The sequence below is a fragment of the Micromonospora sp. NBC_01405 genome, assembly GCF_045040155.1.
Taxonomy (GTDB): domain Bacteria; phylum Actinomycetota; class Actinomycetes; order Mycobacteriales; family Micromonosporaceae; genus Micromonospora.
In genome coordinates, this window is record NZ_CP109532.1 from 3,542,090 (window position 1) to 3,555,445 (window position 13,356).

General features: G+C 74.1%; 13 protein-coding genes. 9 read left to right on the plus strand and 4 right to left on the minus strand.

From position 1 onward, the window contains the following. Positions 1–45 precede the first annotated feature (45 nt). Positions 46–1,290, minus strand: a complete 1,245-nt coding sequence (locus tag OG559_RS15150; protein ID WP_405116148.1) for a glutamate-5-semialdehyde dehydrogenase — start codon at positions 1,288–1,290, stop codon at positions 46–48. 36 nt (positions 1,291–1,326) lie between these two features. Next, the gene (proB, locus tag OG559_RS15155; protein ID WP_405116150.1) at positions 1,327–2,484 is read right to left on the minus strand and encodes a glutamate 5-kinase; all 1,158 of its coding nucleotides are present in this window, start codon (positions 2,482–2,484) and stop codon (positions 1,327–1,329) included. A 36-nt stretch (positions 2,485–2,520) separates the two neighbouring features. Between proB and OG559_RS15160 the strand changes: the two genes are divergently transcribed. The 6 genes from OG559_RS15160 (at position 2,521) to OG559_RS15185 (ending at position 8,581) form a co-directional block, all read left to right on the plus strand. Continuing rightward, positions 2,521–2,832, plus strand: a complete 312-nt coding sequence (locus tag OG559_RS15160) for an MGMT family protein (protein ID WP_396670373.1) — start codon at positions 2,521–2,523, stop codon at positions 2,830–2,832. Between the two features lie 32 nt (positions 2,833–2,864). Next, positions 2,865–4,274, plus strand: coding sequence for an MFS transporter (locus OG559_RS15165; protein ID WP_405116153.1), 1,410 nt, complete (start codon positions 2,865–2,867; stop codon positions 4,272–4,274). Next, positions 4,274–5,764 (plus strand): pyridoxal phosphate-dependent decarboxylase family protein, encoded by a 1,491-nt coding sequence (locus tag OG559_RS15170; protein ID WP_405116155.1) that lies wholly within the window; start codon positions 4,274–4,276, stop codon positions 5,762–5,764. The genes OG559_RS15165 and OG559_RS15170 overlap by 1 nt, the downstream gene beginning before the upstream one ends. Before the next feature lie 55 nt (positions 5,765–5,819). After that, the gene (locus OG559_RS15175; RefSeq protein ID WP_405116157.1) at positions 5,820–6,401 is read left to right on the plus strand and encodes an NADH-quinone oxidoreductase subunit B; all 582 of its coding nucleotides are present in this window, start codon (positions 5,820–5,822) and stop codon (positions 6,399–6,401) included. A gap of 149 nt (positions 6,402–6,550) precedes the next feature. Continuing rightward, positions 6,551–7,867: a DUF2252 domain-containing protein gene (locus OG559_RS15180; protein ID WP_405116159.1), complete on the plus strand. Its 1,317-nt coding sequence runs from the start codon at positions 6,551–6,553 to the stop codon at positions 7,865–7,867. A 6-nt stretch (positions 7,868–7,873) separates the two neighbouring features. After that, a complete protein-coding gene (locus OG559_RS15185; protein WP_405116161.1) occupies positions 7,874–8,581 on the plus strand; it encodes a hypothetical protein in 708 nt (235 codons plus the stop codon). 26 nt (positions 8,582–8,607) lie between these two features. Here OG559_RS15185 and OG559_RS15190 read toward each other — a convergent pair whose 3' ends face one another. After that, entirely contained in the window at positions 8,608–9,654 is a 1,047-nt protein-coding gene (locus OG559_RS15190) for a glucose 1-dehydrogenase (protein WP_405116163.1), read from the minus strand. Positions 9,655–9,822: 168 nt separating this feature from the next. On the opposite strand from OG559_RS15190, the gene OG559_RS15195 reads away from it, so the two are divergent. Both OG559_RS15195 and OG559_RS15200 read left to right on the plus strand, forming a co-directional pair. Continuing rightward, a complete protein-coding gene (locus OG559_RS15195) occupies positions 9,823–10,578 on the plus strand; it encodes an NADH-quinone oxidoreductase subunit C (RefSeq protein WP_405116165.1) in 756 nt (251 codons plus the stop codon). Then, positions 10,578–11,540, plus strand: coding sequence for an NADH-quinone oxidoreductase subunit H (locus OG559_RS15200; RefSeq protein ID WP_396670365.1), 963 nt, complete (start codon positions 10,578–10,580; stop codon positions 11,538–11,540). Before OG559_RS15195 ends, OG559_RS15200 begins: the two co-directional genes overlap by 1 nt. A 159-nt stretch (positions 11,541–11,699) precedes the next feature. Here OG559_RS15200 and OG559_RS15205 read toward each other — a convergent pair whose 3' ends face one another. Next, positions 11,700–12,704 (minus strand): glutathione S-transferase family protein, encoded by a 1,005-nt coding sequence (locus tag OG559_RS15205; protein ID WP_405116167.1) that lies wholly within the window; start codon positions 12,702–12,704, stop codon positions 11,700–11,702. Between the two features lie 150 nt (positions 12,705–12,854). On the opposite strand from OG559_RS15205, the gene OG559_RS15210 reads away from it, so the two are divergent. After that, the gene (locus OG559_RS15210) at positions 12,855–13,277 is read left to right on the plus strand and encodes an ester cyclase (protein WP_405116169.1); all 423 of its coding nucleotides are present in this window, start codon (positions 12,855–12,857) and stop codon (positions 13,275–13,277) included. The last annotated feature ends 79 nt before the right edge of the window (positions 13,278–13,356 follow it).

Genomic DNA, 13,356 nt, shown 5'->3' on the forward strand with positions numbered 1-13,356 from the left:
GGCGGGGTGGGAGGGGAACCGTGGGCGTTGCCCCGGTGCCCGTGCCTACCCCCGCAGGTGACCGTCGCCGGTGACGACGTACTTGGTGCTGGTCAGCTCGGGCAGGCCCATCGGGCCCCGGGCGTGCAGCTTCTGCGTCGAGATGCCGATCTCCGCGCCGAAGCCGAACTCGCCGCCGTCGGTGAACCGGGTCGAGGCGTTCACCATCACCGCCGCCGCGTCCACCCGGGCCACGAACTCCCGGGCCGCCGACTGCGAGTCGGTGACGATCGCCTCGGTGTGGCCGCTGCCGTACCGGCGGATGTGCGCGACCGCCGCGTCGAGCGAGTCGACGACGGCGACCGAGATGTCGGCCGACAGGTACTCGGTGGCGTAGTCCTCGTCGGTGGCGGGCACCACCGCGTCGGAGTGCGCGGCCACCTCGGGGGAGCCGTGCACGGTCACCCCGGCCTCGGCGAACGCGGCCAGCACCGCCGGCAGGAACGCGTCCGCGATCCCGGCGTGCACCAGCAGCGACTCGGCGGTGTTGCAGGTGGACAGGCGCTGGGTCTTGGCGTTGAGGGTGATCGCGACGGCCTTGGCCAGGTCGGCGGCGGCATCGACGTACACGTGGCAGTTGCCCACCCCCGTCTCGATCACCGGGACCGTCGACTCCTCCACCACGGTGCGGATCAGCGACGCGCCCCCGCGCGGGATCAGCACGTCGACCAGGCCCCGGGCGCGCATCAGCTCCTTGACCGAGTCGCGGGAGGTGGCGTCGAGCAGTTGCACCGCGTCCGCGGGGAGGCCCGCGTCGGCGACGGCGTCGCGGAGCACCGCGACCAGGGCGGCGTTGGAGTTCGCCGCCGAGGAGGAGCCGCGCAGCAGCACCGCGTTGCCGGACTTCAGGCAGATCCCGGCGGCGTCCACGGTCACGTTGGGTCGGGCCTCGTAGATGATGCCGACCACCCCGAACGGCACCCGGACCTGGCGCAGCTCCAAGCCGTTGGGCAGGGTCGAGCCGCGGACCACCTCGCCCACCGGGTCGGGCAGCGCGGCCATCTCGCGCAGCGCGTCGGCGATGCCGGCCACCCGGCCCGCGTCGAGGGCGAGCCGGTCCAGCACGGCCGCGCTCAGCCCGGCCTCGCGCCCGGCCGCCAGGTCCGCCGCGTTCGCGGTCAGGATCTCGGGGGTACGCGCCACCAGCGCGTCGGCCATCGCGACCAGCGCGCCGTCCTTGACGGTACGGGTGGCGACGGCCAGCGCCTCCGCCGCGTCCCGGGCCCGCCGGGCCTGCTCGTCGACGCTCATCACGCACTCCTCACGGTGTAGGGGAAAGGCCCCTGCCTACAGCAGCACCAGGTCGTCGCGGTGGACGACCTCACGTTCGTACGCCGGGCCGAGGGCCGCGGCCAGCTCGCCGGTGGACCGGCCGAGCAGGCCGGGCAGCTCGACGGCGTCGTAGTTGACCAGTCCCCGGGCGACCGGTGCGCCCCCGGCGTCCACCAGATCGACCGGATCGCCCGCGGTGAACGCCCCGTCGACGGCCGTGATCCCGGCCGGCAGCAGTGACTTGCGCCGGCCCACCACGGCCGCGACCGCACCCTCGTCGAGGTGCAGCCGGCCGCGCGGGGTGGTGGCATGGGCCAGCCAGAACAGTCGGGCGGTGGGGCGCCGCTGCCCGGCGTGGAACAGAGTGCCGACCTCCTCGCCGGCCAGCGCCCCGCCGGCCAGCGGCGCGGCGGTGAGCACCACGGGGATGCCGAAGCCGGTGGCGATCCGGGCCGCCTCGACCTTGGTGACCATCCCGCCGGTGCCGACCCCGGCCCGGCCGGCCCCGCCGACCTGCACGCCGGCCAGGTCCCGCTCGTCGCGAACCTCGCTGATCCGGGTCGACCCCGGCCGGGCCGGGTCGCCGGTCCACAGCGCGTCGACGTCGGAGAGCAGCACCAGCAGTTCGGCGTGGACCAGCGCGGCGACCAGGGCGGCCAGCCGGTCGTTGTCGCCGAACCGGATCTCCTCGGTGGCGACCGTGTCGTTCTCGTTGACGATCGGCACGGCCCGCAGGTCGAGCAGCTTGCGCAACGTCCGGTACGCGTTGCGGTAGTGCGCCCGCCGGGTCACGTCGTCGACGGTGAGCAGCACCTGCCCGACGGTGAGCCGGTGCCGGGCGAAGCCGGCCGCGTACCGGCCGATCAGCAGGCCCTGGCCGACGCTGGCCGCGGCCTGCTGGGTGGCCAGGTCGCGGGGGCGTCGGGTGAGGCCGAGCGGGGCGAGCCCGGCGGCGATCGCGCCGGAGGAGACCAGCACCACCTCGCGGCCGGCGGCGGCGAGGGCGGCGAGGGTGTCGACCAGCGCGTCGACCCGGTCGTCGTCGAGGCCGCCGGACGCCGTGGTCAGCGAGGACGAACCGATCTTGACGACGATCCGCCGGGCCGAGGTGACTGCTTCGCGCACCCGCCCATTCTGCGTGGTCGGTCCCGCCGCCCCCGTGGCCGTTCCCATACTCTGGCCGGTCGGGACAGCTGAGGAGTGGCGCGCGTGACACCGGAGGAGTACGTCGAGGCGGTGCTGGAGCTGGTCGAGCGCATCCCGCCGGGCCGGGTGATGTCGTACGGCGCGGTCGCCGACGCGCTCGCCGAGCGCTCGGGGCGGGCCTCGGCGCGGCTGGTCGGGTCAATCATGGCCAGGCATGGGGGTGGGGTGCCGTGGCATCGGGTGGTGAACTCGGCCGGCCGGCTGCCGCCCGGCCACGAGGTCGAGGCGCGGGCCCGGTTGCGCGCCGAGGGCGCCCCGCTGCGCCCGTCGGGCGTGGACATGGCGGCGGGTTGGTCGCCGGAAGAGGGGATGTGACCCAGGCCATAACGTGAGTAACATTCGGCGTCATGACGCTGTCGCCGGCCGAATCCGGCACGCCGCCCGGGGCACCGACTCGTTGGGCGAACGGCGGGCTGCCCCGCCGGGTGCACCTCGGCTACGCGCTCGGCTCCCTGGCGACCGGGGCCTTCGGCACGGTGCCCGGGCTGCTGCTCCTGCCGTACCTGACTGACACCCTGGGCGTCGCCGCCGGGGTGGCGGCCCTGCTGGTGCTCCTGCCGAAGGCGTGGGACGTGCTGGTCAACCCGGTCGTCGGGCGGATCTCCGACCGGACCAGATCGCGCTGGGGCGCCCGCCGGCCGTACCTGCTGCTCGGCGGGCTCGCCCTCGGCGTGCTGTTCGCCGCGATCTTCGCCGGCCCGTTCGGGTCGGGCCCGGCCGCCGCCGGGTACGTCGCCGTCGCGTTCCTGGCCGCCGCGACCGCGTTCGCCTTCTTCCAGGTCCCGTACGTGGCGATGCCGGCCGAGCTGACCGACGACTACGCGGAACGTACCCGGCTGATGAGCTGGCGGATCGCGGTGCTGGCGGTGGCCATCCTGGTCTCCGGCGCGGTCGCCCCGGCCGTGGTGGCCGCCGGCGGCGACGGCGTCGCCGGGCACCGCTGGATGGGCCTGTTCGTGGCCGGGCTGATCGTGCTCGGCGCGGTCGGGGCGTTCCTCGGCACCCGGGGCGCGCCCACCGGCACGGTCGGCGAGAGCGAGCCGACCCTGCGCGCCCAGCTCGCCGTCGCCGGGCGGAACCGGCCGTTCCGGGCGCTGCTGGTCTGCTTCGTGATCCAGTCCGCCGGGGTAGCCACCATCCTGGCCGGGGTCAGCTACTTCGCCGGCCAGGTGCTGCGCGACCCGGACACCGGCCCGACCGTGCTGTTCGCCTGCTTCGTCGGCCCGGCGCTGCTGGTGATGCCGCTGTGGACCCGGGTCGGCGCCCGGGTCGGCAAGCGGGCCGCCCTGGTCGCCGCATCGGTGCTGCTCGCGGCCGGCGCGACCGCCCTGGTCGCCGCGTCGGTGCTGCCGACCGTCGCGGTCTATCTGGTGGTCGCGGTGATCGGCGTCGGGTACGCCGGCCAGCAGGTCTTCGCGCTGGCCATGCTGCCCGACTGCATCGCGTACGACACCGCCCGCACCGGCCGGCGGCAGGCCGGCGTGTTCACCGGCCTGTGGACGGCGGGGGAGACCTTCGGCCTGGCCCTCGGCCCGGGCATCTACGGCCTGGTCCTCCAGATCAGCGGCTACGTCTCGTCCGACACGGGCACGGCGGCGGCCCAGTCCGGCACCGCCCGCCTCGGCGTCCTGCTGGGCTTCACCCTGCTGCCGGCCCTCCTGGTGGCCCCGCCCCTGCTCCTCCTGCGCCACTACACCCTCACCCGGGCCGACCTCCTCGCCACGCCCACCCGCCACGAGAAGGGCACCACCACCTGATGATCGACGACCAGGACACCGGCCGGGCGCTGCCGGAGCGCGGGGTGCCGGCCGAGCGGGTGCTCCGGGAGATCCGGGGGCTGCGCGAGGCCGACCGGCCGACGCACGGGGGGCGGTTGTTCGCGTACGTGTACGACCCCGCAGTGCCGGGGCTGGACGACCTGGCCGCCGCCGCCCACGCCGGCAGCGCGCACGTCAACGGGCTCGACCCGACCGCCTTCCCGTCCCTGCTGGCGATGGAGAACGCGCTGGTCGGGGCGGCGGCCCGGCTGCTCGGCGGCGGCCCCGACACGACCGCCCCGGACGTCGTCGGCAGCGTCACCAGCGGCGGCACCGAGTCGCTGATCCTGGCCGTCAAGGCGGCCCGGGACGCCCGCCCCGAGATCGGCGCGCCCCGGATCGCGGTGCCGGTGACCGCGCACGCGGCGTTCGCCAAGGCGGCCCACTACCTGCGGGTGGCCCTCGACCCGGTGCCCGTCGACCCCGGCACGCTGCGCCCGTCGGCCGCCGACGTGGCCGCCGCGATCCGCCCCGACACGGTGCTGGTGGCCTGCTCCGCCCCCTCGTACGCGCACGGCGTCGTCGACCCGGTCGCCGAGATCGCCGAGGTGGCGGCGACGGCCGGGGTGCGCTGCCACGTGGACGCCTGCTTCGGCGGCTGGACCCTGCCCTGGCTGCGCCGCCTCGGAGCCCCGGTGCCGCCGTTCGACTTCGCCGTCGACGGGGTCACCTCGATCTCGGTCGACCTGCACAAGTACGCGTACGCCCCGAAGGGTGTCTCGGTGCTGCTGCACCGCGACCCGGCGCTGCGCGCCCCGCAGTACTTCGCGTACGCCGACTGGCCCGGGTACACCATGGTCAACCCGGTGATCGCCTCCACCCGCTCCGGCGGGCCGATCGCCGCCGCGTACGCCACCCTGCGCCACCTCGGCGAGGACGGCTACCTGCGGCTGGCCGGGGCGACCCGGGACGCGGTGGCCGGGCTCGCCGACGCGGTGCGGGGCGTCGACGGGCTGCGGCTGATGGCCGAGCCCGAGTCGACCGTGGTCTGCTTCACCTCCGTCGACCCCGGGTTGGACCTGTTCGTGCTGGTCGACGAGCTGACCGCGCGCGGCTGGCACACCCAGCCCCAGCTCACGTACGGCGAGTTGCCGGCCAGCGTGCACCTCACGGTGACCGCCTCGGTGGCCCCCAGGGTGGCGGAGTTCGGCCCCGACCTTGCCGACGCGGTCGCGGCGGCCCGGGCCGCCGGGCCGGTCGAGCTGCCCGCCGAGCTGACCGCGCTCGCCGCGACCCTGACCCCGGACGCGCTGACCCCGGAGCTGGTCGCCGGACTGGCCGCCGGCCTCGGCATCGGCGGTACGCCGTCCGGCCCCGGCGGCTCCGGGCCGGATGCCACCGTGAACGCCCTGCTCAACGCCGCCCCGCCGGCCCTGCGGGAGCGGCTGCTGGTCGAGTTCGTGGGCCTACTGCAACGCCCCACCTACTGAGCGGGCCCGGCCGGGCCGCTGTGATTGACTGGAGCGGAAGAGAGAGGGGGCGGTCGTGCAACTGCCGGGAGTGCTGGGAGAGCCGATCCGGTTCGTGCTGAACTGGGGCCGCCGCTACTCGCTCTGGGTGTTCAACTTCGGCCTGGCCTGCTGCGCGATCGAGTTCATCGCCACCAGCATGGGCCGGCACGACTTCATGCGGCTCGGGGTGATCCCGTTCGCCCACGGCCCGCGCCAGGCCGACCTGATGGTGGTCTCCGGCACGGTCACCGACAAGATGGCCCCGGCGATCAAGCGGCTCTACGACCAGATGCCCGAGCCGAAGTACGTCATCTCGTTCGGCGCCTGCTCCAACTGCGGCGGTCCGTACTGGGACTCGTACTCGGTGACCAAGGGCGTCGACCAGCTCATCCCCGTCGACGTCTACGTGCCCGGCTGCCCGCCCCGCCCGGAGGCGCTGCTGCACGGCATCCTGCGCCTCCAAGAGAAGATCGCCGCCGAGCAGTCGGGCATCGGCGGAGTCCCCCGCACCGACCCGCTCGCGTCCCCGGCCGACGCGCCGGTCCCCCCGGCCGGCGGCCGGTCTCCCCGTCCGGTGGAGTCGCTGACCGCCCCACCGACCCGCCTCCCCGACTGACCCCCACCCCACCCCACCCCACCCCACCCCACCCCCGCCCCCGCCCCCGCCCCCGTTGATCATGAAGTTGTTGCCATGACACGCCGGGCGGTCTGGTAACAACTTCATGATCAACCAGGGGGTGGCGGGCGAGGGCTAGCCTGCCGGCCATGACCCAGTCTGCGGAGCAGCGTTCCGCCTTCATCGTCGACGTGCTCACCGAGGAGTTCGGCGCGTCGATGGCACTCGACCCGGTGGCCTTCCGCCGCAAGTTCCGCAAGATGGCCGCCTCGCCGTTCGCCTTCTACCGGGGCAGCGCCTCGCTCTTCTACGCCGACCAGCGCGGCGACTTCGCCGACGACGCGTTCCTGGACGAGCACACCAGTCGGGTGTGGATCCACGGCGACCTGCACGCGGAGAACTTCGGCACCTACATGAACGCCTCCGGGCAGCTCGTGTTCAACGTCAACGACTTCGACGAGGCGTACGTCGGGCCGTTCTCCTGGGACCTGAGGCGGCTCGCCGCCAGCGTTGCCCTGCTCGGGTACGCCAAGGCGCTCTCCGACGCCGCGATCAGCGACCTGGTGACCGGCTTCGCCCGGTCGTACCTGACCGAGCTGCGGGCCATCGCCGCAGGCGGGGACGACGCGATCGGCTCGATCACCCTGGACAACGCCGACGGGGTGCTGCGGCGGGTGCTCCAGCAGGCCCGGCTCAACACCCGGGTCGACCTGCTGGCCGCGCAGACCACCGTCGACAACTACGAGCGTCGGTTCTCCCTCGGCGACGGGGTCTTCGAGATCGACGACGACACCCGGGCGAAGGTCTGCGCCGCCTTCCAGGACTACCTGGGCACCCTGCCCGAGTCGTCGGCCCGGCTGCGCCCGGTCGCCGCGCACATCAAGGACGTCGTGCTGCGCAAGGGAGTGGGCATCGGCTCGGCCGGGCTGCCGTCGTACAACCTGCTGCTGGAGGGGCACACCCAGGCGCTGGAGAACGACGTGGTCATCTACATGAAGCAGGCCCAGGTGCCGGCGGTGGCCCGGCACATCGACGACGAGCGGGTGCGCGGCTACTTCCGGCACCAGGGGCACCGTACGGCCGAGTCGCAGCGGGCGCTCCAGGCGCACGCCGACCCGTGGCTGGGCTTCACCGAGCTGGACGGGGCCGGCCAGCTCGTCGCCGAGGTCTCCCCGTACGCGGCCGACCTGGACTGGGCGGACGTCAACGAGCCGGAGGAGCTGGCCGGGGTGCTGGCCGACCTGGGCCGGGCGGTTGCCCGGATGCACTCGGTGGCCGACGACGAGTCCAGCCACGACCTGGTCGACTACTCCACCGAGGAGGCGATCGTCGCCGCCGTGGACGCCGACCCCGACGGGTTCGCCACCGGGCTGGTCGAGTTCTCGCACGCGTACGGGCTGCGGGCCCGCGAGGACCACCAGCTCTTCGTCGACCTGTTCCGCAACGGCCGCCTGCCCGGCATCTGACCGGCCGTGCCACCCCGTCTGCCCCGGTCGGTCGCCTGGAGCCTGTTCGCGATCGCCCTGTCCAGCTTCGTGGTGGGCGTCGGCTGGGAGACGTTCGCCGGCGACAACATGCAGAACCATCCCTACCTGGTCAACGTCCTGTCCGGCATGACGGGCTTCTCCAGCAGCGCCCTGGTGGTGACCCTCGGCGTCAGCCGTTTCCTCCGGCGGGAGTACGTGCGGCGGTGGTCGCCGGTGATGGGCGACGCCGTCGGACGGGTCTCCGAGGACGTGACCGACGTGCTCAGGTGGTTCCTGCTGGAGGGGGCGGTGCTGCCGCGCCAGCCCTGGCGGCGGGGCGGGCCGCTGCTCGACGACGGGCTGTACTTCAAGACCCTGCGACTGGTCAACGAGCACGGGGTGCCGGAAACGGTTGCCCGGGAGCGGCTGGACGTCCTGCTCCGCCTCCTGGACCGGCTGCTCAACCGCTCCGTGCCGGCCTTCGAGAAGACATTCGACGTGGTGGCGGAACCGGACCTGGACCGGGTCGTCGGCGAGTTGCGACGGATCGCCGAGGCGCTGACGGACGGGGTGGAGGGAAACGCGCTCCAGGGTGCCCTGCTGGAGGTGCTGCTCGGCACGGGTGAGCTGTTGAAGGCGCTCGCGGCGGGCGAGAACTACCGGCTGCACCGGGCCTCCGTGCTGCGTCGACCGGGGGCCGCCCAACCGGTGTGACCCCGCGCCCGGGCGGGATGGCCCGCTCAGACGGTGAAGTCGAGCACCACCTTGATGTCGTCGGGGGTGGGGGTGTACGCCTCGGCGTACGCCTCCACCGGCACCCGGCGGGTGATCAGCGAACCCAGCCAGGCCGGGTCGGCCCGGGCGAGGGCCTCGGCGGCCAGGTTCCAGTGCCGGCGGTTGGCGTTCACCGAGCCGAACACCACGTGGTTCTCCAGCACCAGTTCCCGGTTGAGTGCCCCGGCGTCGAACTCGATGCGCCGGCCGCCGCTGGACACCCCGGTCAGGCAGATGATCCCGGTCGGACCGGCCTTGCACATCGCGTCCAGCACGACCACCGGCGCGCCGGTGCACTCGACGATCACGTCCGGGTCGAAGTCGAGCTGCGCCACCGACTCCGTGTGGTACGTCGCGCCGAGCGCCCTGACCAGGTCCGGCTTCGGCCCGGTGGTGGCCCGGTCGAGCACGTGCACGGAGAACCCGCGCTGGGTGGCCAGCAGCGCCGCCAGCAGGCCGATCGGCCCGGCCCCCGTGACCAGCACCGTCTGCGGCTGCCACTCGGCGCGGGCGCCGATCCGTTCGATGTGGTCCCACGCCTTCGCCACCACCGCGGTCGGTTCCAGCAGCACCCCGACCGGGGCCAGGGCGGGGTCCAGGCCGACGGCGAACCCCGGCTGCACCCGCCACCGGTCCCGGGCGAAGCCGGGCAGCGCCTTGATGCCGTGCTCGGTGTACCTGCCGTTGCGGCACATGTCCCACTCGCCGACCGCGCAGTTGGGGCAGGGCACCGGATCCGGGTGCCGGACGATGCCGGCCACCAGGTCGCCGGGTTGCAGCGTGCCGCCCGGGTCCTCCAGCACCCGGCCCAGCGACTCGTGCCCGAGCACCAGGGTCGACGCGCCGGGCGGGGCCTCCCCGTAGTGGCCGGCGACGATTTCGTGGTCGGTGCCGCAGATCCCCACCGCGAGCGCCTCGACCAGGATCGCGCCCTCCTCTGCGGGCGGCTCGGGATGGTCGTGCACCAGGCGCAGTGAGTTCGGGACCCCGGGGGTGACAGTCACGGCGCGCACGACCTCATCCTTCCCCGCCGAGCCGGCCACCGCCGGTGAAAACGGCCATCCGGTCCGCCGGGCAAAACGGCCATCCGGTCGGCCGGGCCGCGCGCACGCGGACTCCGCGCGGCCCACGGCCGGGGCGGCCCGCCGCGTGGGGCCGGCGTCGGCCATAGGATCAGCGGCATGACTCCGGAAGAGGTCGGCCGGCGGCTGGTGGCGCTGCTCGCCCCCGTCGAGGCCACCGCGTCGGTATCCGGCGGCCAGGCGTACGCCCGGGCCACCGTCGACGTACCCCCGGCGAGCTGGCGGGACGCGCTGGCCGCCGCCCGGGACGACGCGGACCTGGCCTGCGACTTCTTCGACTGGCTCTCCGCCGTCGACCAGCTGGCCGACGGCTGCGAGGTGGTGTCCCACCTCTGGTCGACCGGCCACCGGCACGGTCTGCTGCTGCGCACCCGGGTCCCGTGGGACGAGCCACGGGTGGCCTCGGTCGTCGACCTCTACCCGGGCGCGGCCTGGCACGAGCGGGAGACGTACGAGATGTTCGGCGTCGACTTCCCCGGGCACGGCGAGCTGAGGCCGCTGCTGCTGCCGCCGGAGTTCGAGGGGCACCCGCTGCGCAAGGAGTTCGTGCTCGCCTCCCGGGTGGCGAAGCCCTGGCCGGGCGCGAAGGAGCCCGGCGAGTCCGGGGCCGGCGGCGGCCGGCGCCCGATCCGCCCGCCGGGCGTACCGGCTCCGGGGGAGTGGGGGCCGACGCCGACGCCCGCCGGCGCGGCCGGGGTCGGCGAGGGGCCGCGCGGCGGCACGCCCGCCCGACCGGCCCGGGAACGCCCGCCCCGCCCCACCCCCGCCGAGCGCCCCGCCCCGGCCGAGCCATCGGCTGACCCGGGTTCGGGTCCGGCGGGCGACGACGCCGGCGGGAACGGGGGTACGGCCTGATGCCCGACTGGTTGGAGGCCGTCCTGCGGGTGGTCGGCGTGCTGGCCGCCTTCCTCGTCCTGCCGCTGGTCGTGGGGCAGGCCGAGCACAAGGTGATGGCGCACATGCAGGGCCGGCTCGGCCCGATGTACGCGGGCGGCTTCCACGGCTGGGCCCAGCTCGTCGCCGACGGGGTCAAGTTCGTGCAGAAGGAGGACGTCACCCCGCGCGAGGCGGACCGGGCGGTGTTCCGGCTGGCCCCGGTGGTGGCCCTGGTGCCGTACCTGCTCGCCCTGCTGGTGATCCCGCTCGGGCCCGGCGACCTGGTCGGGCAGCCGCTGGACATCGGCCTGTTCTTCGTGCTGGCCGTGGTCGGGGTGGGCGTGCTGGCGGTGCTGATGTCGGCGTGGGCGTCGGCCAACAAGTACAGCCTGCTCGGCGGCCTGCGCGGGGCGGCCCAGCTGCTCGGCTACGAACTGCCGCTGGTGCTGGCCGCGGCGTCGGTGGCCATGGCGGCCGGCACCCTGAGCCTGCCCGGGATCGTCGAGGCGTGGCGGCCCTGGTGGCTGCTCTGGCAGGCGCCCGCGATGATCGTCTTTTTTGTCGCCGGGCTGGCCGAGATCCGGCGGCCCCCGTTCGACATGCCGATCGCCGACTCCGAGCTGGTATTCGGGTACATGACGGAGTACACCGGCCTGCGCTTCGCGTTCTTCCTGCTCGCCGAGTACGTCGGCATCGTGGTGATCGCCGCGCTGACCACCGTGCTCTTCCTCGGCGGCTGGCAGGGCCCGTTCGCCGACGAGCACCTCGGCTGGCTGTGGACGCTGCTCAAGGTCTTCGCCGTCGCGTTCGTGATCATCTGGCTCCGGGTGTCGTACCCCCGGCTGCGCGAGGACCAGCTCCAGCGCCTCTGCTGGCTGGTCCTGGTCCCCGCCTCCCTGGCCCAACTGGTCCTGACGGCCACCATCCGCCTAGCCCTCTAACCCTCTAGCCCTCTACCCCCCACCCCACCCTCTCCCCACCCCCTCCTTCCCGCGATCTTGCAGTTGCGGCCCCGACACAAGGTGCGAAAGGCGCATAACGGGGGCCCAAAGTGCAAGATCGCGGGGGAGGGGGAGCGGGGGTTAGGGGAGGGGGTGGGGTTAGCCGGTCGGTGGGGGTGGGGGTGGGGTGCCGTCGCCGAAGGGGCGGCCGCCGAGCTGCTCGCGGCCGTGTGGGGTGAGCCAGTTGGACAGGTCGGGGCCGAGCGGAACGATCCCGGTCGGGTTGATGTCCCGGTGCACCTCGTAGTAGTGCCGCTTGATGTGGTCGAAGTCGATCGTGTCGCCGAATCCGGGTGTGGCGAACAGGTCCCGGGCGTACGCCCACAGCACCGGCATCTCGGTGAGCTTCTGCCGGTTGCACTTGAAGTGGCCGTGGTAGACCGGGTCGAACCGGACCAGCGTGGTGAACAGCCGTACGTCCGCCTCGGTGATCGTGTCGCCGACCAGGTACCGCTGCCCGGCCAGCCGCTCGGCCAGCCAGTCCAGCCGGTCGAACAGGCGGTGGTACGCCTTCTCGTACGCCTGCTGGCTGCCGGCGAAGCCGCACCGGTACACGCCGTTGTTGACGTCGGCGAAGACGACCGCGTTGACCTCGTCGATCTCGTCGCGCAGCCGCTCCGGGTACAGCTCCGGCGCGCCCTCGCGGTGGTACGCCGTCCACTCGGTCGACAGGTCCAGGCTCATCCGGGCGTAGTCGTTGGTGACCACCTGCCCGGTCGGCACGTCCACGATCGCCGGCACGGTGATGCCCCGCTCGTACCCGGGGAACCGGGCGAAGTACGCGTCGGCCAGCCGCTCGATGCCGAGCACCGGGTCCCGCCCGCCGGGGTCCAGGTCGAACGTCCAGCTCCGGGCGTCATGGGTCGGCCCGGCCACGGCCATCGAGATGGCGTCCTCCAGGCCCAGCAGCCGACGCACGATGATCAGCCGGTTGGCCCAGGGGCAGGCGCGACTGACCGCCAGCCGGTACCGGCCCGGCTCGACCGGCCAGCCGTCCCGCCCGTCGGTGGTGATCCGGGTGGCGATGTACCGCTGGTCGCGGGTGAACTCCCTGCCGGGCTCGACGTACTTCCCGTCGGTCGTCGCCTCTGCCTCGTCGCCCACGTCGCCTCCTGGTGTCCGCCGGTCGTTCCCGTCCGTACCATCTTGGCCGATTTCCGGCCTGCGGGCGGGGCCTGGGTCGGCGCGGCCCCCCTCCGGACGCCCGCCCGCGTGCCCCGTGGCCGCCCGGTCCCCGGTGGCTAGGCTGCCCCGGTGAACGATGTGGAGGCGGCGGCCCGACGCTTCATCGCCGACGTGTGGAACGGCCGGCGCGAGGAGTCCGCGTACGAGCTGGTCGCGGCGGAGTGCCCGGGGCTGGGCGGAACCGGCCCGGAGGCCGCGCTGGCCTGGCACCGGGAGCGGCGGGCGGCCTTCCCGGACCTGCGCTACAAGACCGTGGACGTGGTGGCGTCCGAGGCGCGGGTGGCCGTGCACTGGCGGGCCGCCGGCACCCAGGCCGGCGCGTTCGGGCCGGTGCCGCCCACGGGTCAGGTGGTCAGCTTCTCGGGGGCGTCGTTCCTGCGCTTCGACCGGGCGGGGCGGATCGCCGACGTGTGGCACTGCACCGAGCTGTTCCAGCTCCTCCAGCAGCTCGGCGTCGAGGTGCTTCCGCCGGTCACAGGTGCCGGGGCCTGATCCGGCCGACCGGCAGGTTGACCGGGAACGGCTCGCCGGTGTCCACGAACTTCGTCCAGCAACGCAACGCGCCGGGTGG